Origin of the sequence: Nitrosospira sp. Nsp1 (assembly GCF_900100985.1) — a bacterium.
Lineage (GTDB): Bacteria > Pseudomonadota > Gammaproteobacteria > Burkholderiales > Nitrosomonadaceae > Nitrosospira.
The window spans coordinates 1-23939 of sequence record NZ_FMUF01000034.1 but is presented as its reverse complement, the minus strand read 5'-3'; the positions used below and the strand labels follow the sequence as shown (position 1 = coordinate 23939).

Here is a 23939-nt window from a genome sequence, read left to right as displayed (position 1 = left end):
TTGGGCAACATCACCCCAGCCGAATTTGCAGCCCACCATCAATTTACAACCCCGGATTCTACTGCACCGTGTAGCTAATTACTGGGAGCAGGTCAATGCCATGCTATTGTCTGGCCTCGGTTTAATAGGGTTAATGCTTCGTTGCAAGAAAGTCTTGATTAGCTAGACGATCAAATAGGGAACATGAGATGTAAACCCAAGCTACCGAAAAATTCCCATAATCGATAATCTTTCCGTATTTGCGCATCCTCACTTGTCTAAATACGGAATGGAGCGATAACTCAACAGTCAATGGGTCTTGTTGTTCACCGCCATTGGCTCGTAGTGCTATCGCCATCGCAGACCCAGATACTCGTATCTCTTAGGCGGTGTACCTCGCATTCACTTTTTTCGTTGCAGATCACACAGAAACCGACTACCGATCTTACATAACGCCTTAAGAAAATGCTCTGTCCGCTATTCGTTGCGGTATCAGGAATTCAGCGGGGTTATTCAGGCTGGTGCGACGCATGAAGAAAAGCGCAATCCTACGACCTGATGCTGGCAGGCCTCGCCTTGATAGGTGTCATGGCGGCGCTGAGCAGGCGGCCAATAAAAACCCCGGCTCGCAGTAACCTGGGCCGGGGCGTTGCAGATGCTTATGCTTCGTCGGGAGGCTTCCCTATTTATCGGGTTTCCAGACTCGGCACGCAACTGTTAAAGCTTGTCAATTGAATCTTTGACAGTTTCCTTGGCATCTCCCACCTTCTTTTGTATTTTTCCTTCTACTTGTTTTGCAAGCCCTTTGGCTTCTTGCTCTTTATTTCCTGTTAAGTTTCCAGCCTCTTCCTGGACTTTCCCGGCGATGTCTTTTGCAGTACCTTTGACTTGGTCTTTATTCATGATTGAATCTCCTATCAAAAAATCTCAATATTGCTTGCTCACGGAGGAGACCGGAATTGATATTCTCGACATCAGAGTTATCAGCGGCTACGGATACGAAGCGGCAAGAGTTATCAGATTAACACCGTGGTTGCGGCTCATACTGTGCGGTAAATCACATAGGGTCGGGATAGTTTGATAGAAAAATCGATTGGATATTGACGGCTTGTGGCGCGCGCATCAGCGCGTGTTACGCTTAATTTTGAGCAAGTAGGTCGGGCTCCGCCTGACATCGTTTTTGATCGTCGGGCAGAGCCCGGCCTACATTTATAAAGTCTCGACCACAGCATCATTTGCTAACATAGGGCGCCCACGCAAATTTCACCTGAACCAATAAAAGCAACCGATATTGAAATTTATTGTCCACAAAAAGGGAGCGCGCAATGTCAAGTGTTGGTTACCATGAGCCTGTTGAAGAGTTGTCCGATGAAACGAGGGACATGCACCGGGCAATCGTGTCGTTGATGGAAGAGCTGGAGGCTGTCGATTGGTACAACCAGCGTGTAAACGCGTGCAAGGACGAGGAACTCAAAGCTATTCTCACGCATAATCGTGATGAGGAGAAGGAGCATGCCTCCATGGTGCTGGAATGGATCCGGCGTAAGGATGCGAAGTTTTCCTCCGAACTGAAAGAGTATCTGTTTACTGAGAAGCCCCTTACGCACGATTAGGTCAGACAGGCGTTTCCTAAGGAATTATTCGCGAATTTTTCAGGATAGCCAGGCAGGTTCGCTAATAATGAGCTGCTTGATACGCATGCAGCCATAAATCAATCACAGGTAGCGCCTGGGCTTTTCCGGGCCGAACAGCTTTTCAGTTAATCGCTAATTGCTGGCGCCGCTTTTCGAACAGGCAAATATTCAACATCGATCGGGAAGCGCTGCTCAAAGACCCGTATCATTTTCGCAATGTGCGCCACTTTTTCTACCGGCAGCGTGGGGAAGATGGGCAGGGCCAGCACCTCATCAGCGAGGCGTTCGGCCAGCGGCAGTGATACCCCGGCATGCGATACGGAGAAAGCCGGTTGTAGATGGCAAGGGATGGGATAAAACACGGCGGTGGCGATATCGTGCTCAGCCAGAAATATTTGTAGTTCGTTGCGCCGGGGATGGGTAACGACAAACTGGTGATGGACAGAAATACTATCTTTTATCGCTATCGGCCAACCACAGGCCGTACCGCGCAAGGCCTCCTGATAAAGCGTGGCAAGTTGCCGGCGTTGCCCGTTCCACTCATCCAGATAAGGAAGCTTGACCCGTAAAATAGCCGCCTGAATCTCGTCGAGACGACTGTTGCAACCGATTTCGGTATGTTGATAGCGGTTCTGGCGACCGTGATTCCTGAGGCTGCGTAGCCGTGTCGCCAAGGCCGGATCATTGCAGGTAATTGCGCCACCGTCTCCGTATGCACCAAGATTCTTCGTAGGATAAAAGCTGAAGGCGCCGGTGACGCCGAATGATCCGACGCGGCGACCGCGATACTGTGCGCCGATTGCTTGCGCCGCGTCCTCGATCAGCCACAGGCCATGGTTTCCGCAGAATTGCTGCAGTGGCGCGAGGTCAACCGGTTGCCCAAAAAGATGGACGGCAATAACCGCTTTCGTCCGAGGCGTCAAAGACCGCCGTACGCTTTCCACGTCGATATTATAGTGCCGGGCTGAGCAGTCGGCGAAACGCGGTTGGGCGCCAGCCAGGCAAACTGCCTCCGCTGTCGCGAAAAAAGTGAAACCGGGCACGATTACCTCATCGCCTGCACCTATGCCCAACGCCTTCAGCGAGAGCAGCAGTGCATCCGTACCGGAGTTGACGCAGACCACCTCAGCAACCCCGATGTAGCCGGCCAACTCGCGTTCCAATGCATCGTTTTCAGCGCCGTCGATGAAGTTGCCGCTTGCAAGCACCCGCTGCACCGCAGCATCGATCTCGACGCGTAATTGCTGATACTCTGAACCCAGATCCAATTGCGGTACGATCATCAGGCGTCGTCGAGTATCCGTTGCCGGATCTGCTGCGCGAGGTATAGCGCTGCATGGCCTTGTCCCGAAGTGACCCGCGGTACTGTGCGGCTGCGCGAAGCATCCAGGAAAGCGGTGAGCTGCAGGCTCAGCGCGTCCTGCTGGATGCCTGGCGCAGAATGGGGGAGGGAAGGGTTGTGAGTATCGTGGGAATGTGAGAGGCCCGTGGGGAAATTACGATAGGTGATTCGGCGCCGGAAATCAATGGTCCAGGTTTCATTGTCGTGCAGTTCCGCAGTCATGCACCGGTCTTCTTTTCTTGCGGCTGAACCCCAGTGCGCGCGCAGAGACGCGCGGCAACCGTTAGCAAAGGTCAGCTCAACCTGTGCTTCATCGATAGGGGTCAAATGATGACTGCTGCCCGAGGCATGAAATCCGACCACGGGGGAGGCTACACCGTGCAGAACCAGGTCGAGGTCATGAATCATCAAATCGATCACCACATCCAGCGCACCCGCACGTGGCTTGCGATGCGTAGTGCGTACCGTTTGGATGGTATGGACCCGGCACAGCAAGGCCGGGCCGGCGGCAAACGCGGGATTGAAGCGCTCGATGTGGCCGATCTGCAGAACACAACTCTTTGCTTCCGCCATGATCTGCAGCTTCGCCGCCTGTGCCGCGGTTTCTGCAATCGGTTTTTCCAGCAGCACGTCCAATCCACGCTGAAGCAGGGCTTTTGTCAGCGCATAGTGGGTAGCGACTGGCGTCGCTACCGACACCGCACGCACTGTGGATGGGAGATCGGCAAGATGACTGAACCAGCTTACGCCAAGGTAGTCGGCAAAGGATTTCGTCATTGGATCCGGATCGACCAACGCCCGCAGCCGGCTGCCCGGCAACCTCGAGTAACATAGCGCATGCAGGCTGCCGAAATAACCCACTCCCACAACGGCGGTATCGATGGGACGCGGCTGGTCCTGGACGCCATCCGGCAATTCGAGATCGTGGACGGGCCGAGTCATGATTTGCCCAGCGCCCATACGCCCAGTATCTTGCCGGTCTGCGGGTTTTCAACAATGCGTTCCAGCGGCGCCGAAAGATTAAAGGGTGCCAGCATAAGGTTCACTGAACGCCATCCGCCGGTAGCGATGTCGGTGTTCACGCTAATTGCTTCATGGCTGGTTGCCAGCAGATATTTTGCCCCTGAGCGGCGAATGTTGGAAAGCGCCCGGCCGATATCTGCAAGTGACAGATGGATCAGGGCATCGCGGCAGAGTACAGCATCGCCCGGGGGCAGCGGATCTTTGATCAGGTCGACAACTTCGAATTTCCAGTTGGGATTCCGGTAGCGCCGGCGATTATCCTCGATCAATGCAGGAACGATATCGACGCCAATGTAGGCATCCAGGTCGATTTCGATGTGCTGGCGCCAATTGCAGTCGCCACATGGCGCATCGACCAGCGTTCGAACGCCCAGCCTGCTTAGCACGGCAGGTAATTCGTGTCGCAATACCTCGGTTCGCTTCAAGGTTGAGCCGGGTCCAGACCGGGATTCGGCACTTTGCCATGAATTATGCTGGTAGATTTGTTCGAATATCCGGGGGTGGTCGTCTAAAGCATGGCTACCATGAACGCCCTGATTGTCTCCATTGCGGCGATTATCCTGACGTGTTTTTAGCGTAGCCAAGGGACGATTCCATATGGCGTTCTTCAAGCGGTAGAGTGAGGTCACGACAGGCCAGAGGCGCGAGTTACGAATTCTCGCCAGCTCAGACTTGGCTTGTTCTGTACGTAAACGCTGCGCCGTCGCTTCGACCCAAGCCTGATCCCGCTCTTGTTCGGCACGGTAGCGGCCCTTGGTGAAATCCGCAACCCCGCGAAGATAGTCGCTGGCGGTCAGGAAATGGGCACGGTAATCATGTTCTTTTTCCGGATGTTTCGTAGCTTGAGCGGCAAGATGCGCATCTACTGCTTCCCGGTACACATCGATGATCTGATCGATTGCCGGTTCCATGGCCGCTTCCGATCGCACACGTTGAGTGACTCCGCGGGCGCCGATTGCATCGTACAGATCGATTTCCCTGGTGATGGTTTCGATGGTAATGGGATCACGTAAGGTGCGAATGCCGAAGTTCAGCGCGCGAAATCTTTCGTAATTGCCCGGCGTGACCATGCCACCCAGGCCGGCGGCATCGCAAGCAATCAGGGCCGTCCCGCAGGCGAGCGCCTCAAGCGCACACCGTGCTTTCGCAAATACAATATCGTACTGGCCGAGGATCTGCTCGGGCCGGGCTTCGCTATGCCCAACGGAAAGACCGATGGCGTCCAGTTCGATTCCGCGATCGGCACAAGCCTGACGCAAAATGCCCAGGCAGCCATCCTCGTTTATGTAATTGCTGAAGACCAGAGCGCGACGAGGGGTTGCGGGCAGCTCGCCGCGCAGCGCAAAACGCCGCAGATCGACAAAATTGCGGATCATCCGGATGCGCTCGCCGGGGATTCCGTGTATGCACTGCAAGCGTTCCCGGCAGAGGTCGTCGACCGCGACATAGCGCTGTATGGTGGGGAAGTGCGGCGCCATCTCCTCCCAAGGCAGCCAACCATGACAGAAGTAGACAGCCGGCGTATCGGGGAAATGCAACATGGCGGTCATTGCATCCAGGTGATGCTGTCCATGGATGATGTCCGGAACCGCTGTCAGCAGCCTAAGGTCGTCGATTACCGGGATGGTCGCCTCGCGCAACTCGTTGGCAACCATCCCGAGTCGGGTGCTATAGGCCACCGGGTTATGGCCGCGCCGCAGCAGCGCGAGCGCGAGATCACGCACGTAGACTTCAGATCCCGCGCGGTTATCCAATGTGTTGTTGGTTATCAGCACTCTCATCGCGGCTTCATCCCTGCGCCTCCGCCCATGTGTCCGATACCTTCTTGCGGAGATGCTTCACAATTGGCAGAACATGTTCGCCGAAACGAATGACAGATTGATAACGGCCGGCTGCAACTTTTTGTTCTCCATAGGTCTCATAAAAAGGTTTTTGTTGCGAGAAACGCCGTTCCGGTTCTTGCCCTGGCGCGGCAGCCGCAAACAGGTACTCGCGAGCGAAAGCCTGTTCACCAAAGTTGTGAAATGCATCCGCCACTTCCTCCTGCAGGATTCCTCTCGCGCTGATGGCATAGCTTCGCATCGCTTCTAGCTTCTGCTTGAACCGCAGCGGTGTCAATTCAACTGTATGGTGCGCTGCTTCCATGCTGCCTGTAGCCGGACGGGGATCATTCATCAGGGGAATAGTGTAATGCCGGACCGTGCAAGGTTTTCTAGTGCGTGTTTTGTCAGCATCATTGGCATTCCTTGCGATGTCGATCGCCGTGCGGACCAATGCCTCGCACAAATCGTGGACCGGATTGTAACCTTCTATAGCGTCGCTGACGACCAGATCGATATCTTGCGCGATGATGAGCCTGGCCAGTCGTTCGCACAGGATATCGAACAGATCGTATTCATGGCGCAGAATTTTCTCATAGATTCGCCGATCGCTGAGTTCGCCGCAAAGCGGCCCGATCTCAGCACCTAATTCGTGCAGGATTTCCAGCGTTTTATCCAGCCTGGGCGTGCCATCGCTGCCGGAACCATCGGTAAGAATGCAGACGATGGGTCGCACTTGGCCAACCCAGCCATAAACGCGCAATTCATGCCCAGGATGGCCGATCACCAGCAAACTGCGCCCTTCAGACGCGGATCGCATGATACTCCTCATAACACTCTGATATCCAGCGCGTTCGGAAGATAAACCTGCGTCCAGAACTTGGCTGTCGGGTTTGGCAGCACTTCGAACACATGCCCAATCTCCACAATGTCGAAAAACAATGCCTGCTGATGTGCCTTGATAGGGTGTGTCAGCGAGATTCTCAGGCTGTATCTGCCATCGGTCAGGGGAAGAGATGTCCGGTAAATGACTTCTGCCTGCTGCGCTGGCGTCAACGTCAACAACGCCTGGCCTTGCATCAAAAAATCGGCTCCGATGACCGGGGTACGGTTCTTGTCGCAAATCTTGTAGTTGACCGAAAAGGTACAGGTGCGAACCGCTTCGACGATAATTCGTATGGATACCTCCTGCCCGAATTCCGCTGAGCGAACCGGTAGTCCATTATCGTCCAGCATTTCCGCGTACATGATTCTTATATCGCCAGTACCTGAGCGGCAATGGTTCGCCTTTTCGGCAAAGCGCGCGAATTGCTCGTTCCCCGCGAGCGGAAGGCCGCTCATCGTTATAGCGGTTCGAGCGGTTCCGGTATTTCCAATAGCGTCAGGGATTCCGGCGGCTTCAGCGATCCCGGTGGTTTCTGTGGCTTGAGTGACAGCATCAGCGATAGCTCCGGTGATTGTCCGGTTGTTTGCTTCCTGCACCTCACGAATATAACGCGCAACGACCTCTGCGGTAGGTCCCAACTCACGTGCCTGTCCCCGCTTCAGGTAAAGCGTGCGTCGACATAGCGCGTTGACTGTTCCAATATCGTGACTGACGAACAAGATGGTGGTGCCCCGCTCCTGCATCTGTTTCAGCGTCACCATGCACTTCGTCTGAAACTCCATATCTCCTACCGCGAGCGCCTCGTCTATAATCAGCACATCGGGTTCGATCGATATCGCTACTGCGAATGCAAGACGCACGTACATGCCGCTGGAGTACGTTTTCACCGGTTGGTCGATAAAGCCGCCGATGTCGGCGTACGCTGCAATCCGATCATAACGCTGCTCGACCTCGAGGTTGGTAAGTCCAGCAATCGATGCAGCCAGATAGATGTTTTCGCGTCCGGTAAATTCGGTATTGAAACCGGCTCCCAACTCGAGCAATGCCGACACTTTTCCGTTGATGAATATTTCACCTTTAGTGGGTGTCAACGTTCCGGCGATCAGTTGCAGCAATGTGCTCTTGCCTGAACCGTTGAGGCCAATGACGCCAAAGGTTTCACCGCGATAGACATCGAACGAGATGCTGTCCAGTGCCATGAATTCGCGGTAAAGTTGCTTGCGGCTACCCCATAAGCTCTGCAGTAACCGGTCTTGCGAGCGATCGTAAATACGGTATGTTTTTGACAGGTTCGAAACGCGAAGTGCAATATCTACACGGTCAATGGCATCGCCGGGGGCAGGTTGAGGCAAGGGTGGCATTATGTGGTTCTATTTCGTTAGACCGCTAGCACTGCTCATGTTGTTGCATACACATTGCAGGATACCTTATCGATTGCGACACGAAGGATGGGTAACCGCAGCTTATCAAAATTTATCTTAGCGCAGAATTAGAGTGCTAGCCACTGTCTGGCTGAAGCAAACGACAAGCCAGCTGTGTATCTATATATATGAGCTTTTATTTTGCGGATTCCATCTCCGAGCACATGAAGGAAAATCTTATTCACCCGGCTGCGATCGTTCATCCAGGCGCTCGTCTTGGTTCGGGTGTTGCCATCGGCGCTTATTCAATCATCGGCGAGCATGTGGAAATTGGCGACAATACCCAGATCGGGCCACACGTCGTCATCAAAGGCCATACACGCATCGGCTGCGGCAATCGCATTTTCCAGTTTTGTTCGCTCGGCGATGAACCACAGGACAAGAAATACAACGGTGAGCCGACCAGGCTGGAAATAGGCGATCGCAATACGATTCGCGAGTTCTGCACCTTTAACCGAGGCACCAGCCATGGCGTGGGCATAACCCGCCTGGGAAATGATAACTTCATGATGGCCTATGTTCATCTGGCGCATGATTGTCAGGTGGGTAATTTTACTACATTCATTAACAACGCCTCATTGGCAGGGCATGTACAGGTGGGGGATTACGCAGGCCTGGGTGGATTCACCGCCGTGCACCAGTTTGTTCGTATCGGTGCCCATAGCTTTACCGCCCTGGGCACCATACTCACTCAAGACCTGCCCCCCTATGTATTGGCGGCGGGCAATACAGCCAAACCCCATGGTCTCAACCTGAGAGAGCTCAAGCGTAGAGGTTTTTCAGCGGAAGCCATCCATGCATTAAAGCATGCGTATAAGCTGGTTTATCGATCCGGCCTTTCTCTGAGAGAAGCGGAGGCGCTTATCGAGCCGTTAACCCTCGTGGCGCCGGAAGTCCGAAGTTTTCTTGATTTTCTCTCCGTTCGCGGCCGAGGCATTATTCGCTAAGCACCAGAGAGAAATAGCACGGAAGAAATGAGAGTTCATGCTGCGAGACAGGCATAAGTCCATTTATGAATTACGAAAGAGCAGGCAACCTGAACTGCTGAGTTACCCCTCAGTAAAGGGCGTAGAACCGGTCGCGAATGATTTTTTCATCTTTCCAGTGCTGAACAGCTACCTGGTCGAATTTTTTATGCCCGAAGTCCCGGTGCTTGTATTCATAGTGCCATTCGGTCATCGTGACGTTTTCACCCACGGCGGTAGCTATAATCTCTGATTTCAGCCACGCTTCGACGCCCTTGAAAATTTCCGCTTCCCGGTTTTTGGCTTCTTGTAGCCCTGTTGCCACGACGTCGTTCTTTTCCATGACGACGCAATCCGGGTGGTAATATTTGTCCATGGATTCCAGAATTTGGCCCTTCAGGATCATATCGTTCAAATCGTCCAGTTTTTCTTTCAAGGTCATCATTTATCCTCTCCAGTTATTTCACACAGTATAAACTCGCTCATTCGATATGATATACCGGATTCAAGACGTATTTTTCAGCCATTGCTGCCGCGCTTCACGTGCATTGGCGAAAGCTTTTTCGAGTGCGTCACCATCGTCGCGCGCCAGCGTTTCGCGTAAGGCAGCCAGTTCATGCTGATAAGCGTCGATTTGATCGACCAGGGCTTCGCGATTGCCGAGGCATATATCGCGCCACATCTCGGGGGAACTCGCGGCAATGCGGGTAAAATCGCGAAATCCGGTGCCGGCAAAGTGTAACGGATCATTCGGGCGCGGCATACCATCCGGCCCATGGCCAGCGTGGTAGACATGATTCATTAGCGTGAATGCCAACAAATGAGGAAGGTGGCTTACCGTGGCAAGAATCTTGTCGTGCTGGTTGGCGCTCATCAGAGAGACGCATGCGCCACAAGCCTGCCATAATTCTTTTACCCGATTTACCGCGTTGCTGCTGGTTTCTTCCAGAGGCGTCAATACCACGTTTCTGGCACGGAACAGGTCGGCGCGCGCCGCGCTCGCACCACTTTGTTCCGCCCCGGCAATGGGATGTCCCGGAACGAAATTTTGCAGGTTTTCAGCCAGATGAGAACGCGCAGCCGCGATGACATCCTGTTTGGTGCTGCCGGCATCGGTTACGATTGAGTCAGGTTCGAGGTATGGGGAAATCTTCGCCATGATTTCGCCGGTCTGGCCGACGGGTACGGCAAGGAATACGATATCCGCACGCTTCAACGCCGATGGAAGGTCTCCGGCAATCTCGTCTATCAACCCCCGCTTCAGGGCGCGCGCCATGTTTTCCCGGCTGCGACCTACACCGACGATATGCCCGGCCAGCTCTGCCTTGCGTAACGCCAGCGCGAAAGAACCGCCGATCAGGCCAACGCCGATAATCACCAGTTTGTTGATCACGACGTTTGTCATAATAAGAAGCGACTTTTATCGGAACGAACTCGAACTACAAACTTCGTCCGATTACTTCCGCAATTCCTTTCAGTGAGCCCATGAGGGCATGGAATTCCTGCGGATTCAACGCCTGATCAGCATCACACCAGGCTTCGCATGGATTGGGGTGCATTTCCACCAATAAGCCGTCAGCCCCCGCAGCGATGGCCGCGCGTGCAAGCGCGGGCACCATCCAGGTTTTGCCTCCGGCATGAGAAGGATCGACGATCACAGGCAAATGGGTTTCTTTTTTCAGTACCGGGATGCAGGTTACATCCATTACATTACGGTAGGCTGTTTCAAAGGTGCGTATGCCGCGCTCGCAAAAAATGATGTTGTGGTTGCCGCCGGCAGCAATGTATTCAGCAGCCATCAACCACTCGGAGACGGTCGCGGACATTCCGCGCTTGAGTATCACCGGCTTATTGATGCGTCCCACTTCTTTCAGAAGCTCGAAATTCTGCATACTACGGGTACCGATCTGGATCACATCCACGTCATACTTGAGAAAGGTGTCGAGCATACGTGCATCCATCAGCTCGGTAACGATGCCCAGGTTGTGCTTATCCGCAGCCTTGCGGAACATTTTCAGACCTTCTTCACCATTTCCCTGAAACGTATACGGACTGGTGCGCGGCTTGAATGCGCCGCCACGCATCAGTTTGCAACCCGCCGCGGAAACTTGTTGTGCCGCCAGATCCATTTGCTCCTGCGTTTCCACCGAACACGGGCCCCCGATCACCTGCACCTGGTTGCCGCCAATTGGCACCCCACCCACGTTTATTATCGAATCGTGCTTGTGCGATTCGCGTGAAACGATCTTGTACTGCTTGAGGATGTGCACTGAAAATTCGACACCGCTCAAGGAATCGAACATTTCCGGGTTGAGTTTGCGTTCGTCGCCGATGGCGCCGATAACCGTACGTTCGGTGCCGCGGGAAACATTTGCGTCAAGACCGAAGCTTTGAATCTTGGTTACCACTGTGTCAATCTGCTCGGCGCTGGCGCCACTATTCATAACAATGATCAAGCTGATCCTCCGGTTTCTATTGCAGAGACTGCCTCGCGGGTCGTTTTTGGGAGCGTTGCAGACGTGGTTTCGGGAATTACGTCCTGGGCTGCGTCAAGTGCCATCTCAAGGGATTTCAAGAATCTCTGGTTTTCCGATTCGAGCCCAACAGTGACACGAAGATGCTCCGGCATTTCATAAATACCGATGGGGCGCACGATGACGCCCTGTTTCAGAAGGTTCTCATTCACCACTTTGATATTTCCCCGCACCCGGAAACTCAAAAAATTACCGTAGGACGGAATGTATTCGATGCCGAGTTGCCGCAGTCCGGTGGTAATCTGGAGCATTCCTGCCTGGTTGAGCGCGTAAGAGCGTTTCACGAATTCCACATCTTCCAGCGCGGCTGCTGCGCCGGCGAGGCCAATGCTATTCACGTTGAACGGTTGGCGTACCCGATTCATCAGGCCGCTGACATCGGGATGCGCCAGCCCGAAGCCTACGCGTGCACCCGCCATGCCGTAAGCCTTGGAAAAAGTGCGGGTGATCAGCAGATTGGGGAAACGCTTCAGCCATTCGATGCTGTCCGCCTTGAGGGGATTCGGCAAATATTCGTTATAAGCCTCATCAAGGACTACCAGCACATCTGACGATACCCGTTCCAGAAAACGCAATACATCGGGCGCAGCCAGCAGCGTGCCGGTGGGATTGTTAGGATTGGCAATAAACACCATACGGGTTTCAGGCATGACCGCATCCAGCATGGCATCGAGGTCATGACCATAATTTCTGGCTCGAATCGAGATGCCGCTTGCGCCTGCCGCCTGCGTCACCAGTGGGTAGACAGCAAAGGCATGTTGCGAATATACCGCTGAAGCGCCCGGCTTCAGGAATACCCGGGCCGCCAGCTCCAGAACATCATTGGAACCGTTGCCTAACACAATCTGATCGCTGTCTACGCCATAACGCTCGGATAACGCTGCTTTTAGCTCAAAGCCGCTTCCATCCGGATAAAGCGACACCTCATCCAGCGCCTTGCCCATCGCCTTCCGCGCCAGCGGGCTCGTTCCCAGGGGGTTTTCGTTGGATGCAAGCTTGATGATGGCACGCTCATCCATACCCATCTCTCGCGCCAGTTCCGAGATGGGTTTGCCGGGTTGATAGGGACTGATGGCGCGAATATATTCAGGAGCCAGATCACAAACATTCATAAGTTCAAATCCATAAATTGCCGAAGTACAGCAAAACGATGATAAAAACTGAAAGCGGGTGGATTAGCAGTACGGAATTCCATTCCCGAAATTGATCATTCAGGATACAGTTACAGTGCTGGATAGGAGCCGAGCACCTTCAGAAAGGCTGCCTTCTCCCGCAATTCCTGTAGCGCTTTCGCGACTTTTGTATCTTGCTGATGACCTTCGATATCCACAAAAAACACGTACTCCCATAAACCCGCGCGAGAAGGCCGCGACTCCAGGCGGCTCATGCTGACCCCATGAGCCGCCAGCGGAGCCAGCAACCCATGTATTGCGCCCGGAAGATTCCGGGCCGACATGACCAGTGAGGTTTTGTCCTTGCCCGAGGGCGCTACTTCCTGTGCGCCGATTACGAGAAAACGCGTGGTGTTATTAGGATCGTCCTCGATATTTTCAGCACAGACCGTGAGCCCGAATACCTCTCCCGCTTTTCTTCCGGCTACCGCTGCTGCATTTTCATCCTCCGCGGCCAGTCTCGCCGCATCTGCATTGCTCGCCGCATTGATCCGCGCTTGCCCGGTCAAATGGGGCAGGTTAGCGTTAAGCCATTCATGACATTGAGAGAATGATTGAGGATGAGAGTAAATTTTTGTGATGCGTGCGAGATCAACATGCCGCGCAAGCAGAAGCTGATGTATCGGCAACGCAATTTCACCGCATACTTTTAACGGGGTTTGCAGCAGCAAGTCCAACGACCTGCCCACTGCACCTTCGGTGGAATTCTCCACCGGCACAACCCCATAACCGGCTGCGCCCGATTCCACCTTTCGAAATACCTCATCTATCGAGGTGCAGGCCAGAGTCGTTACCACGCCACCGAAGCGCTTTAGCGCGGCCTCTTCCGAAAAGGTTCCCCGGGGACCCAGATATGCTACCGTCAAAGGTTCTTCCATGGATCGGCACAGTGACATGATTTCCGTAAATAATCGCACAATATGTTCGTTGTCCAGCGGTCCGGGATTGAGCTCGCATAACCGGGCCAACACCTGGGCTTCCCGCTCGGGGCGATATGCCGTGCCGTTCTTGATCTGTCCGATCTCTCGTGCGAGACCAGCGCGGTCGCTCATCAGCTTGAGCAACTTGCTGTCAATCGCATCTATCTTATCGCGCAGCTGTTTGAGTTGACCGGTCATCGAGAATGAATTTTTATAGTGGCTATAATTATTTAGCCAGTATCGGCACGTAGCGCACCATCAATACGCCACGAATTGCCGCAATCTCGTCTATTGTTTCTTGCGGTACGGGCCTGTCGACGTCAACCAGCGTGTAGGCCATCTCGCCGCGGGATTTATTGCCCATGTTAAGAATGTTAAGACCTGCTTTGGCCATACCGGTGGAAATCTGCCCCAGCATGTTGGGCACGTTGGAATTTGCTACCGCCAGGCGGAAAGGGGATCCGCGTTCCATTGTTATGTTGGGGAAATTGACCGCGTTGGTAATGTTTCCGTTTTCAAGATAATCAACTATCTGGTTCACTACCATTACCGCGCAATTCTCCTCTGCTTCCATCGTCGATGCGCCCAGATGCGGCAGCGTGATCACAGTCGTTCGGTGCCGCAGTAACTGACTGGGAAAATCGCAAACATAATATTTTATTTTGCCCGAGTCGATTCCTTCGAGTACCGCACTCTCGTCGACGATACCATCGCGGGAGAAGTTGAGCAGAATCGTGCCGGCTTTCATATTCGACACGAGCTTGTGATTGATCAGGTGGCGTGTGGCGTCCAGCAGGGGCACATGCAGCGTCACAAATTCACTATTGCGCAGCAGATCTTCCATGCTCTCTGCGCGTTTGACATCCGCTGATAGATTCCAGGCTGCGTCCACCGTTATATTCGGATCGTAACCCATCACTTTCATGCCAAGCCGGAGCGCCGCATCCGCTACCAGACGTCCTACCGCACCCAGGCCTACGATCCCGAGCGTGCGACCCGGCAATTCAATTCCCGCGAATTGCTTCTTGCCGTTCTCCGCCAGTTTGTGCAGCGTCGCGTTATCGCCCTGCAAATCCTCGGCAAAACGAATCGCCGGAATCAGGTTGCGTGACGCCATCAACAAGCCGGCAAGCACCAGTTCCTTCACCGCATTGGCGTTTGCACCGGGTGCGTTAAAGACCGGCACACCACGAAGGTTCATGTCTTTCACCGGAACGTTGTTGGTGCCCGCACCCGCACGGCCTATCGCTTTTACGCTGGGCGCGATATCCATTTGCAGCATGTTGTGTGAACGGACCAGGATTGCATCCGGCTCGGTTATATCGTCCCCGATGGTGTAATGATGCGTGTCAAACAGCTTCAGGCCCAGCGATGAAATCTGGTTGAGCGTAAGTATCCGGAAGATCTTGTGTGCGCGTTCAGGCATGATCACTCGCAAATTTTTTCATGAATTCAACCAGGACCTTTACCCCTTCGAGGGGCATGGCGTTGTATATCGAAGCGCGCATACCTCCCACTGAACGATGGCCCTTCAACTGGATCAAGCCGCGTGCCTTGGCCTGTTTCAGAAACTCGTCATCGAGCGCGGCATTTTTTAACGTGAACGGCACATTCATGCGCGAGCGATCGGCTTTGGCTACGGGGCAATGATAAAAATCGGTGGTATCCAACAAGCCGTACAACAGATTGGCCTTGGCAACGTTTACCTTTTCCATTGCAGCCAACCCGCCATTCTTTTTCAGCCACTCCAGCACAAGGCCGGTAATATACATGGCGTAGGTCGGCGGGGTGTTATACATCGAGTCGGTATCAGCGTGAATTTTATAGTCGAACATGGTCGGCGTGCCAGGAATGGTTTGTCCCAGCAGGTCGTCGCGGACAATGACAATGCACAATCCGGCGGGGCCGACGTTTTTCTGCGCACCGGCATAAATCACCCCGAACCGGGCCACATCGATAGGGCGTGACATAAAACTGGAGGACATGTCTGCCACCAACGGCATGTCGAAGCCCAGATGTGATAAATCTGGAGCCCGGTTGAATTCCACCCCCCCGATTGTCTCGTTGGGTGTGTAATGCAAATAGGCCCCATTCGGATCGATATTCCACGTATCTTGTGGCGGCACGTAGGTGAAATTCGCATCTTCGGATGTGGCCGCGACATTCACGGCAGCATATTTCTTTGCTTCCTTAATGGCCTTCTTGGACCACTCGCCCGTATTGACGTAGTTGGCGCTTTTTTTTCCGCGCAGAAGGTTCATGGGCGCCATGGCAAACTGAGTGGACGCGCCGCCGGTTAAGAACAGAACCTTATAGTTGGCAGGGATGCCTGCCAGTTCGCGCAAATCGGCTTCAACCTTGGCCGCAATGGACATGAATTCCTTGCCGCGATGGCTCATCTCCATAACAGACATGCCGCTGCCATGCCAGTCGAGCATTTCATCGCGCGCTTGTTGCAGAACTTCCGCCGGTAATACCGCCGGGCCTGCGCTGAAGTTGTATATATGTTCCATTAAAACCCCTTTATCTCTACAGGACATGCACTGAAAATCATATTTCGCGCTTTTATTCCCGGTAATTCAAAAATCTGCCTCTTTGCGAACAGTAGGATGGGTGGAGCGTAGCGCAACCCATCAAAACGACGCAACACGACACATTAACCGTGACCGGATACCGGTGCGAAGGCTGCCAATAACCGAATGATGGGTTGCGCTACGCTCCACCCATCCTACGCAAGCTACACTCCCATTCGAGCAATTTATAAATGAGCTTACCCGCAACCTTCAATTTTTAAAAGCGCGCCTAAATCTTATACATTCTGGATCAGTTCTTTTTCCTCGTCCGCCTCGACCACCCTTTCCAACCCGGCGAGTTTCTCGCCCTTGTCCAGGTTGATCAGTGTTACGCCCTGGGTCGCGCGGCTCATCTCGCGCACTTCGTTGACGCGAGTGCGGATCAGCACGCCGCCCGTGGTAATAAGCATGATCTCATCATCCTGCCTGACCAGCTTCGCCGCCACGACCTTGCCGTTGCGCTGGGTGGTCTTGATCGCAATCATGCCCTGGCTGCCGCGGCCGTGACGAGTGTATTCACCTATCGGGGTACGCTTGCCATAGCCATTTTCCGTTGCGGTCAGGACCGCCAGTTCCTCACTCTCGGCCACCAGCAGGGATATTACTTTCTGACCGCTGCCCAATTTCATCCCACGTACGCCACGCGCGCCGCGTCCCATCGGACGCACGTCATTCTCATCGAAACGCACTGCTTTGCCGCCGTCGGAAAAGAGCATCACATCATGCTTGCCTTCAGTCAGGGCTACGCCGATCAGGAAATCATCCTCATCCAGGCCTACTGCGATGATGCCGCTGGCGCGAGGGCGGGAAAATTCCGATAACGGTGTTTTTTTCACGGTTCCAAAAGAAGTGGCCATAAATATGTAACGGTTCTCTTCGAAAACCTTTACGGGCAGAATGGCATTGATCTTTTCGTCCCGTTCCAGTTGCACCAGGTTGACGATGGGCTTGCCGCGCGAGGCGCGTCCACCTTGAGGCACAGTGTAGACCTTGATCCAGTAAACACGTCCGCGGCTGGAAAAGCACAGGATATAGTCATGCGTATTGGCGATGAAAAGATTATCGATGAAATCGTCTTCTTTGGTGCCAGTTGCCTGTTTCCCACGTCCGCCCCGTTTTTGAGCCCGGTAGTCATCGAGCGGCTGTGACTTGATATAGCCGCTATGCGATAGCGTCACGACCACATCCTCGGGTGTGATCAGGTCCTCCATACTCAAATCCTGAGTATCGATAACAATTTCGCTGCGGCGCTTATCACCGAACTGTTGCTTTATTGCAACAAGCTCCTCGGTAATAATGGTCGTGATACGTTCCGGCTTGGCGAGAATGTCGAGAAGGTCGGCAATTTTTTCCATTACCTCTTTATACTCGCTCACGATCTTGTCCTGCTCCAGCCCGGTCAGCCGCTGCAGGCGTAATTCGAGAATCGCTTGCGCTTGCGCATCCGACAAGCGGTATCCATCACCGGATAAACCGAATTCAGGCGCCAGTCCGTCAGGACGAAACGCCTTCACGTCGACTGAGGCGCGAATCAGCATTTCTTCCACCAGTGCGGAACGCCATATCCTCGACATCAACGCTTCTTTCGCTACCGCGGGTGTAGGTGCCGCCTTGATGAGGGCTATCACTTCATCCACGTTTGAAAGCGCTACCGCCAGGCCTTCCAGCAGATGCCCGCGCTCACGCGCTTTCTTCAATTCGAATACGGTGCGCCTCGTCACCACTTCGCGGCGGTGGCGCAAGAATGCATCCAGCATCTGCTTCAAATTCAGCAGGCGCGGCTGCCCATCCAGCAGGGCCACCATATTCATGCCAAAGGTGTCCTGCATTTGTGTTTCTTTGTATAAATTATTCAGTACCACTTCGGGCACTTCTCCGCGCCGGAGCTCGATGACCACGCGCATGCCGGATTTGTCCGATTCATCGCGCAAATCGGAAATACCCTCGATTTTCTTGTCGCGCACCAGTTCGCCGATACGGATCAGCAAATTGGCCTTGTTTACCTGGTATGGCAACTCGTCGATGATGATGCTTTGGCGGCTGCCCTTTTCCATATCCTCAAAGTGGGTGCGCGCGCGCATCACCACGCGACCTCGCCCGGTACGGTAGCCTTCCTTCACCCCGGCGACGCCGTAGATGATGCCGGCAGTTGGAAAATCCGGTGCGGGAATGATTTCTATCAACTCTTCAATGGTTGTGTCGCCATTCTTCAGCAGCGCCAGACAGGCATCCACCACTTCATTGAGGTTATGCGGAGGGATGTTGGTCGCCATGCCGACCGCGATGCCGGAAGAGCCGTTGATCAGCAGATTGGGAATTTTCGCGGGCAGAATCAGCGGTTCTTTCTCCGACCCGTCGTAGTTCGGGCCGAAATCCACCGTTTCCTTGTCGAGATCAGCCAATAGTTCATGAGCGATCCGTGACATCCGGATTTCGGTGTAACGCATTGCCGCCGCGTTATCGCCGTCTACCGAACCAAAGTTGCCCTGGCCATCCACCAGCATGTAGCGCAGCGAAAAATTCTGCGCCATGCGCACGATGGTGTCATATACCGCGGTATCGCCATGCGGATGGTACTTACCGATTACGTCGCCGACGATACGCGCCGACTTTTTATAGGGACGGTTCCAATCGTTGGACAGTTCGTGCATGGCGAATAATGCCCGGCGGTGTACCGGCTTCAAGCCGTCCCGCACATCCGGCAATGCCCGGCCTACAATCACGCTCATGGCGTAGTCAAGATAAGAGCGGCGCATCTCCTCTTCGAGGCTGATGGGCAGTGTTTCTTTAGCGAATTGATCCATTACTTATTTTATTCAGGATAAACAGTAGCTTAAAGCATAAATGTCGTCCTGAACGTCACCCCGGATAGCGATACATAAAACTACTTATTTTAGCATGCCGATTGTATTCAAGTCACCTCTGCATTCCAGCATTCATGCCGTTTGCAACAACATGATTTGACAAGAACGGACATATAACTAGATAATCGGCACGCGAATATGCAATAATGTGCCGCGGCCAAAATAAAATGGCTTTGTTTGTTATTTGCATGACCTAGGGATGATTTGATCTTGAATTGAAGTTTTTCTGAAAAAGGGGCAATAGATGAAAAATACGGTAACGAGAAAACTCTTGCTTGGCGCGATGGTGGTGCCAATGTTGTTTGCAGGAGCTGCCATGGCTGAGGAGCAACCCGAGGCATATGCAAGTGATGCCCGCGGTGTTACAGCCCGAGATTCATCCGGCGACTGTTGGCGCACAGGCTACTGGACGCCCGCCATGGCGACCTACGAATGTGATCCCGAATTGCTGCCAAAACCCGTGAAGACGGTCGAAGCTCCCGAACCTGCTCCAGCCCCGGTTCCTGCCAACTACGGCGAACCCGAAAAAATATCGCTCTCCGCCGATCAGCTATTCGATTTCGATAAAGCCAATCTGAAACCCGAGGGCAAGCAAGCCCTGGATGACCTTGTCTCCAAGCTTCAAGGTGTCAAATACGACACGATCGTTGTAATCGGATACGCTGACCGTATCGGCTCTGATGCCTATAACAAGAAATTATCCATGCGTCGTGCTGAATCCGTCAAAAGCTACCTGGTCAACCAAAAAAGCATAGCGGCCGATAGCGTCTTTACCGATGGCAAGGGAGAAGCCAATCCGGTAACCGGCGATACCTGCAAGGGCGACAAGAAAACCAAGGCATTGATCGCATGTCTGCAACCCGACCGTCGCGTTGAAGTTGAAGTGGCCGGCACACGGGCGACAGTACAGTAATCCTGCTTCAAACTGAAAACTAAAACCCTGCCATCGCGCAGGGTTTTTTTTTGCTAAGCTTTCACATAATGATCTGTTCCGAAAAAATTGATACATTGCTGGAGGCACGCTGGATAATTCCGGTGGAACCCGCCGGAGTGGCGCTGCGCGACCATGCCATTGCAATCGATAGAGGCATGATCCGCGCAATTGTCCCAAATGCCGAGGCCCATGTCCGATTCGCGCCAGAGGAACATATTGTTCTTGAGAATCATGCGCTGATGCCGGGCCTGGTGAATCTCCACACTCATGCTGCGATGTCGCTGATGCGAGGCATTGCGGACGATCTGCCACTAATGGAGTGGCTTGACAATCACATATGGCCTGCGGAATCCAGGCACGTCGATTCGGGCTTTGTCTTCGATGGCACCCGGTTAGCCTGCGCCGAGATGCTGGGAGGCGGGGTCACCTGCTTTAACGACATGTATTTTTATCCCGAAGCGGCCGCTCGGGCGGCGATCGCGTCGGGTATACGCGCCAGCATCGGTATGATCGCCATCGATTTTCCTACCGCATATGCCAGCGATGCCGACGATTATCTCGCCAAAGGTCTGGCGCTGCGCGACGAATATAGTCGACACCCGCTGCTGTCGTTCTGCTTCGCACCCCACGCGCCTTATACGGTGAGCGATAGGGTGTTCAATAAAATTCTCACCTATGCGGAGCAACTCGATCTACCCATCCATATTCACTTGCATGAAACCCGCGATGAAATCAGCAATAGTGTGAAAATTCATGGGGTGCGCCCCATAGAGCGGTTGCACAAGCTCGGCCTGCTCGGTCCCAATCTAATTGCCGTGCACATGGTCTATCTGGATAACGGCGAAATCGAATTGCTGGCGCAGCAAGGTTGCACCGTGGCGCATTGTCCATCTTCCAACCTGAAGCTGGGAAATGGTCTGGCGCCCATAGTCTCACTGCTGAATGCGGGCATTAACGTCGGCATTGGAACGGACGGTGCCGCCAGCAACAATCGACTCGATATGTTTGAAGAAATGCGTTTCACCGCGCTGCTTGCCAAAGGCCAGAGTGGCAGCGCGAACATGCTCCCCGCCTGGCAGGCACTGCAGATGGCTACACTCAATGGCGCTCGGGCGCTGGGTCTGGGCGCGCTTACCGGTTCGCTGGTGGCGGGCAAGGCGGCCGACATCATTGCCGTGGATTTTTCCAGCCTCGAACTCTCGCCCTGTTATGATCCTGTTTCCCATCTCGTCTATGCTGCGGGGCGGGAACACGTGAGCCATGTGTGGGTAAATGGTAAGATACTGCTGAACTGCGGAGAGCTGACCACGCTGGATGAGCAGGAGCTGTTGCTCAGGGCCGAATTCTGGCGGGAACAGATGGCAACCGGGCTGAAGAGTTAGCGGCGTAACGGAAGTTATCCTATATGGTTATATGGTATGCAGGATGGTTGAAGCGCGGTGTCGCCATCGAAACCCCTTATTTTTCTGAAGAGTTGGTCCTATAAACAGTAGAGTTATATGGAGAGCGGATTGGAGGCAGGTAAGATAAGCCGGATGATGAGTCGCGCTTCACTCCGCAATACCAACGAAAACCGCATAGAGGCATGATGAGTAAACAGACGGAAAGTGACAACGTAAACGTTGATCTGCTGGAACTGGAAAAATTCAGCCAGCTCGCGCACCGCTGGTGGGACCCCAGCAGTGAATTCAAGCCGTTGCATGAAATCAACCCTCTGCGGCTGAATTATATCGACCAGCTTGTCGACTTTTCGGGTAAAACCGTACTGGACGTCGGCTGTGGCGGGGGCATTTTGTCGGAAAGCATGGCAGACCGCGCCGCACATGTCACCGGTATCGATCTTGGCGATAAAGCGCTCAAGGTTGCAAAGCTGCACTTGCTGGAAAGCCACAAGCAGGTGAGTTACCGCAAGGTGGCCGTAGAAGAACTTGCCAAAGAACAACCCAATCATTACGACGTGGTTACCTGCATGGAAATGCTGGAGCACGTACCCAGCCCGGCGAGCACCGTGAAAGCCTGCGCCCAGCTTGTCAAGCCCGGCGGCTGGGTTTTCTTCTCAACCATCAATCGCAATCCAAAATCGTATCTTTTCGCCATAATCGGAGCCGAATATGTATTGGGCCTGTTGCCCAGAGGCACCCACGATTATGCAAAATTCATCAAGCCATCTGAACTGGCCCGCATGGGCCGTGATGCAGGACTTGCTGTCGAGGAGATCATTGGCCTGACTTACAATCCCATTACGAAAGTTTATGCATTGGGGCAGGATTCGGATGTCAATTACATCATGGCGTTCCGTGCTTGAATTCGTGCTTGAAGTTCCATAGCGGTACCGGGCGGAGCCGTAGCCTCTGCCTGCTTTCCGTGTCGGCTCATCAATTCCTTGCTTGTGTCTGAATTACTTGATTCAGCCATTGAGCCCAGTCACCATTCATTTATGATCAAAGCCGTTCTATTCGATCTCGACGGTACGCTTGCCGATACCGCCCCCGATTTGGGCCATGCCCTCAATCGGCAGCGCATCATGCGCGGCCTCGCGGCCGTGCCGATAGAACACATCCGTACCGAAGCCTCGGCAGGGGCGCGCGGCCTGCTTGGTCTTGGGTTTGGTATCAAACCCGGCGATAAGGATTATGACGCGATGCGCGTGGAATTCCTTGATTTTTATGCCGAACGGTTGTGCGATGAAACATCTCTATTTCAAGGCGTGACTGAATTACTCGATCAACTCGATGTTCGCGGGCTACGGTGGGGCATCGTCACCAATAAACCGGCGCGTTTCTCCATCCCGCTGATGCAGGCGCTAGGCCTGAGCAATCGTTTCGCGTGCATCATCAGCGGCGGAGACACCGCGCATTCCAAACCCCATCCAGAGCCGCTACTTGCGGCCAGCAACACGATGGCTGTCTCGCCGGCCGAATGCGTCTATCTGGGCGACGACTTGCGCGATGTGCAGGCCAGCCTCGCGGCAGGCATGGAACCCATCATAGCGAGGTACGGCTATCTTGGCACTGCGGCACCGCCCGAGTCATGGGGAGCAAGATACCTCATCGATCAACCGCAAGAGCTGCTCGGTTATCTGTAATATTCCTCAATATCTGGTAGCATATCGAAAGTGGCGGCTGAGTTATTTGAGAAGTACCTGAGCTAGCAGGGTAGGGGGAGGGCGATTGAACTCTTCCGGTCTGCCGTTATCTAATAAAGGTAAATACAGAATGCCGGGGGCGACCTGGCTTCGACGTGGATTACAAAGCAGTGCAGGGCATACCGAGGACCAGTTACCTCGTAAATACATCTGGAAACCAATAGTCGCAAACGACGATAGTTACGCTCTAGCCGCTTAAATCCGGCTGGACTCCGCACCGGTGGGCCTCAACGCCGGGTCTGGCAACAGGCAGCGGAGCCATTAACGAGGATCGCGTTCGGTAGGGTCACTTTACAGAACGCTAAAAAATAGGTGACTCGCCTGTCATTAGTCTGCCAGTTGACGCATGCCAGGTTAAATTAAATAACATGGCTAAGTATGTAGAACTGTCTGTAGAGGATTTGCGGACGCGGGTTCGATTCCCGCCGCCTCCACCAATGAAGTGTCCTAAGTAGTCCAAAGAAATCCAAAAAACCCGCATGAATAAAGGCTTGCGGGTTTTTTGTTATCCAAACACATCTAATTCAGCTGTTGCAATCCGACGGTAACTGACAGTAAACTTGACGGTAACAATAGTATCATCAGTATGAAGTTACCACCATAACACTGGTCATCCAGCTTATGGCAAACCGCAAGACCTGACCCAATACTGTTCGGATAAATAAATATCAGTTACACTTTAGCCATTGTCCTCATGGGAGCGGAGATGGCACGAACCAAAGCAGTT

The 23939-nt window shown here is 53.6% G+C and carries 20 protein-coding genes and 1 other RNA gene; 7 read left to right on the top strand and 14 right to left on the bottom strand.

Going from position 1 to position 23939, the window contains the following annotated elements:
- Positions 1-696 precede the first annotated feature (696 nt).
- Positions 697-882 carry a CsbD family protein gene (locus BLP78_RS14670; protein WP_090460442.1) on the bottom strand — a complete coding sequence of 62 codons (186 nt, stop codon included), beginning with the start codon at positions 880-882 and terminating at the stop codon, positions 697-699.
- A 422-nt stretch (positions 883-1304) separates the two neighbouring features.
- On the opposite strand from BLP78_RS14670, the gene BLP78_RS14665 reads away from it, so the two are divergent.
- Positions 1305-1592: an encapsulin-associated ferritin-like protein gene (locus BLP78_RS14665; protein ID WP_090460440.1), complete on the top strand. Its 288-nt coding sequence runs from the start codon at positions 1305-1307 to the stop codon at positions 1590-1592.
- 146 nt (positions 1593-1738) lie between these two features.
- Here BLP78_RS14665 and BLP78_RS14660 read toward each other — a convergent pair whose 3' ends face one another.
- Genes BLP78_RS14660 through BLP78_RS15690 form a run of 5 tightly spaced genes read right to left on the bottom strand, consistent with a single transcriptional unit; the run spans position 1739 to position 8045 of the window.
- A complete protein-coding gene (locus BLP78_RS14660; RefSeq protein WP_218118995.1) occupies positions 1739-2896 on the bottom strand; it encodes a DegT/DnrJ/EryC1/StrS family aminotransferase in 1158 nt (385 codons plus the stop codon).
- Positions 2896-3897: a Gfo/Idh/MocA family protein gene (locus BLP78_RS14655; protein ID WP_176752887.1), complete on the bottom strand. Its 1002-nt coding sequence runs from the start codon at positions 3895-3897 to the stop codon at positions 2896-2898. Before BLP78_RS14655 ends, BLP78_RS14660 begins: the two co-directional genes overlap by 1 nt.
- Positions 3894-5759 (bottom strand): glycosyltransferase, encoded by a 1866-nt coding sequence (locus BLP78_RS14650; RefSeq protein WP_090460436.1) that lies wholly within the window; start codon positions 5757-5759, stop codon positions 3894-3896. The genes BLP78_RS14655 and BLP78_RS14650 overlap by 4 nt, the downstream gene beginning before the upstream one ends.
- A 7-nt stretch (positions 5760-5766) precedes the next feature.
- Positions 5767-6618: a PIG-L deacetylase family protein gene (locus tag BLP78_RS14645; RefSeq protein ID WP_143002979.1), complete on the bottom strand. Its 852-nt coding sequence runs from the start codon at positions 6616-6618 to the stop codon at positions 5767-5769.
- Positions 6619-6626: 8 nt separating this feature from the next.
- Positions 6627-8045, bottom strand: coding sequence for an ABC transporter ATP-binding protein (locus tag BLP78_RS15690; protein ID WP_090460432.1), 1419 nt, complete (start codon positions 8043-8045; stop codon positions 6627-6629).
- A gap of 224 nt (positions 8046-8269) precedes the next feature.
- Here BLP78_RS15690 and lpxA point away from each other — a divergent pair, with 224 nt between their 5' ends.
- Positions 8270-9052, top strand: coding sequence for an acyl-ACP--UDP-N-acetylglucosamine O-acyltransferase (gene lpxA / locus BLP78_RS14635; protein ID WP_090460448.1), 783 nt, complete (start codon positions 8270-8272; stop codon positions 9050-9052).
- Between the two features lie 109 nt (positions 9053-9161).
- Here the strand turns inward: lpxA and BLP78_RS14630 are convergent, their stop codons facing one another.
- The 8 genes from BLP78_RS14630 to gyrA all read right to left on the bottom strand — a co-directional run bounded on the left by BLP78_RS14630 (position 9162) and on the right by gyrA (position 19073).
- Positions 9162-9515 carry a nuclear transport factor 2 family protein gene (locus tag BLP78_RS14630; RefSeq protein ID WP_256330318.1) on the bottom strand — a complete coding sequence of 118 codons (354 nt, stop codon included), beginning with the start codon at positions 9513-9515 and terminating at the stop codon, positions 9162-9164.
- A 60-nt stretch (positions 9516-9575) separates the two neighbouring features.
- On the bottom strand, positions 9576-10475 hold the full coding sequence (locus BLP78_RS14625; protein ID WP_090460430.1) for a prephenate dehydrogenase: 900 nt from the start codon (positions 10473-10475) through the stop codon (positions 9576-9578).
- A 34-nt stretch (positions 10476-10509) separates the two neighbouring features.
- The gene (gene aroF / locus BLP78_RS14620; protein WP_090460428.1) at positions 10510-11526 is read right to left on the bottom strand and encodes a 3-deoxy-7-phosphoheptulonate synthase; all 1017 of its coding nucleotides are present in this window, start codon (positions 11524-11526) and stop codon (positions 10510-10512) included.
- On the bottom strand, positions 11523-12716 hold the full coding sequence (gene hisC, locus BLP78_RS14615; RefSeq protein ID WP_090460425.1) for a histidinol-phosphate transaminase: 1194 nt from the start codon (positions 12714-12716) through the stop codon (positions 11523-11525). The genes aroF and hisC overlap by 4 nt, the downstream gene beginning before the upstream one ends.
- Positions 12717-12826: 110 nt before the next feature.
- Positions 12827-13894, bottom strand: a complete 1068-nt coding sequence (pheA, locus tag BLP78_RS14610; RefSeq protein ID WP_090460423.1) for a prephenate dehydratase — start codon at positions 13892-13894, stop codon at positions 12827-12829.
- Between the two features lie 28 nt (positions 13895-13922).
- Positions 13923-15122, bottom strand: coding sequence for a 3-phosphoglycerate dehydrogenase family protein (locus BLP78_RS14605; protein WP_090460421.1), 1200 nt, complete (start codon positions 15120-15122; stop codon positions 13923-13925).
- Positions 15115-16209: a 3-phosphoserine/phosphohydroxythreonine transaminase gene (serC, locus tag BLP78_RS14600; protein ID WP_090460419.1), complete on the bottom strand. Its 1095-nt coding sequence runs from the start codon at positions 16207-16209 to the stop codon at positions 15115-15117. The genes BLP78_RS14605 and serC overlap by 8 nt, the downstream gene beginning before the upstream one ends.
- A 296-nt stretch (positions 16210-16505) precedes the next feature.
- Positions 16506-19073, bottom strand: a complete 2568-nt coding sequence (gene gyrA / locus BLP78_RS14595) for a DNA gyrase subunit A (RefSeq protein WP_090460417.1) — start codon at positions 19071-19073, stop codon at positions 16506-16508.
- A 304-nt stretch (positions 19074-19377) separates the two neighbouring features.
- Here gyrA and BLP78_RS14590 point away from each other — a divergent pair, with 304 nt between their 5' ends.
- The 5 genes from BLP78_RS14590 to ssrA all read left to right on the top strand — a co-directional run bounded on the left by BLP78_RS14590 (position 19378) and on the right by ssrA (position 23649).
- On the top strand, positions 19378-20046 hold the full coding sequence (locus BLP78_RS14590) for an OmpA family protein (protein ID WP_090460415.1): 669 nt from the start codon (positions 19378-19380) through the stop codon (positions 20044-20046).
- Positions 20047-20114: 68 nt separating this feature from the next.
- Positions 20115-21449: a TRZ/ATZ family hydrolase gene (locus BLP78_RS14585; protein WP_090460413.1), complete on the top strand. Its 1335-nt coding sequence runs from the start codon at positions 20115-20117 to the stop codon at positions 21447-21449.
- A 203-nt stretch (positions 21450-21652) separates the two neighbouring features.
- Positions 21653-22372 (top strand): bifunctional 2-polyprenyl-6-hydroxyphenol methylase/3-demethylubiquinol 3-O-methyltransferase UbiG, encoded by a 720-nt coding sequence (ubiG, locus tag BLP78_RS14580; protein WP_090460411.1) that lies wholly within the window; start codon positions 21653-21655, stop codon positions 22370-22372.
- Between the two features lie 132 nt (positions 22373-22504).
- Positions 22505-23152: an HAD-IA family hydrolase gene (locus BLP78_RS14575; protein ID WP_090460409.1), complete on the top strand. Its 648-nt coding sequence runs from the start codon at positions 22505-22507 to the stop codon at positions 23150-23152.
- 135 nt (positions 23153-23287) lie between these two features.
- Positions 23288-23649, top strand: a transfer-messenger RNA (tmRNA) gene (gene ssrA / locus BLP78_RS14570).
- Positions 23650-23939 lie beyond the last annotated feature (290 nt).

What these genes read in the sequence shown, in the direction of transcription:
- BLP78_RS14670 (WP_090460442.1), bottom strand. Translation starts at nt 882, where the DNA reads ATGAATAAAGACCAAGTCAAAGGTACTGCAAAAGACATCGCCGGGAAA.
- BLP78_RS14665 (WP_090460440.1), top strand. Translation starts at nt 1,305, where the DNA reads ATGTCAAGTGTTGGTTACCATGAGCCTGTTGAAGAGTTGTCCGATGAA.
- BLP78_RS14660 (WP_218118995.1), bottom strand. Translation starts at nt 2,896, where the DNA reads ATGATCGTACCGCAATTGGATCTGGGTTCAGAGTATCAGCAATTACGC.
- BLP78_RS14655 (WP_176752887.1), bottom strand. Translation starts at nt 3,897, where the DNA reads ATGACTCGGCCCGTCCACGATCTCGAATTGCCGGATGGCGTCCAGGAC.
- BLP78_RS14650 (WP_090460436.1), bottom strand. Translation starts at nt 5,759, where the DNA reads ATGAGAGTGCTGATAACCAACAACACATTGGATAACCGCGCGGGATCT.
- BLP78_RS14645 (WP_143002979.1), bottom strand. Translation starts at nt 6,618, where the DNA reads ATGCGATCCGCGTCTGAAGGGCGCAGTTTGCTGGTGATCGGCCATCCT.
- BLP78_RS15690 (WP_090460432.1), bottom strand. Translation starts at nt 8,045, where the DNA reads ATGCCACCCTTGCCTCAACCTGCCCCCGGCGATGCCATTGACCGTGTA.
- lpxA (WP_090460448.1), top strand. Translation starts at nt 8,270, where the DNA reads ATGAAGGAAAATCTTATTCACCCGGCTGCGATCGTTCATCCAGGCGCT.
- BLP78_RS14630 (WP_256330318.1), bottom strand. Translation starts at nt 9,515, where the DNA reads ATGATGACCTTGAAAGAAAAACTGGACGATTTGAACGATATGATCCTG.
- BLP78_RS14625 (WP_090460430.1), bottom strand. Translation starts at nt 10,475, where the DNA reads ATGACAAACGTCGTGATCAACAAACTGGTGATTATCGGCGTTGGCCTG.
- hisC (WP_090460425.1), bottom strand. Translation starts at nt 12,716, where the DNA reads ATGAATGTTTGTGATCTGGCTCCTGAATATATTCGCGCCATCAGTCCC.
- pheA (WP_090460423.1), bottom strand. Translation starts at nt 13,894, where the DNA reads ATGACCGGTCAACTCAAACAGCTGCGCGATAAGATAGATGCGATTGAC.
- BLP78_RS14605 (WP_090460421.1), bottom strand. Translation starts at nt 15,122, where the DNA reads ATGCCTGAACGCGCACACAAGATCTTCCGGATACTTACGCTCAACCAG.
- serC (WP_090460419.1), bottom strand. Translation starts at nt 16,209, where the DNA reads ATGGAACATATATACAACTTCAGCGCAGGCCCGGCGGTATTACCGGCG.
- gyrA (WP_090460417.1), bottom strand. Translation starts at nt 19,073, where the DNA reads ATGGATCAATTCGCTAAAGAAACACTGCCCATCAGCCTCGAAGAGGAG.
- BLP78_RS14590 (WP_090460415.1), top strand. Translation starts at nt 19,378, where the DNA reads ATGAAAAATACGGTAACGAGAAAACTCTTGCTTGGCGCGATGGTGGTG.
- BLP78_RS14585 (WP_090460413.1), top strand. Translation starts at nt 20,115, where the DNA reads ATGATCTGTTCCGAAAAAATTGATACATTGCTGGAGGCACGCTGGATA.
- ubiG (WP_090460411.1), top strand. Translation starts at nt 21,653, where the DNA reads ATGATGAGTAAACAGACGGAAAGTGACAACGTAAACGTTGATCTGCTG.
- BLP78_RS14575 (WP_090460409.1), top strand. Translation starts at nt 22,505, where the DNA reads ATGATCAAAGCCGTTCTATTCGATCTCGACGGTACGCTTGCCGATACC.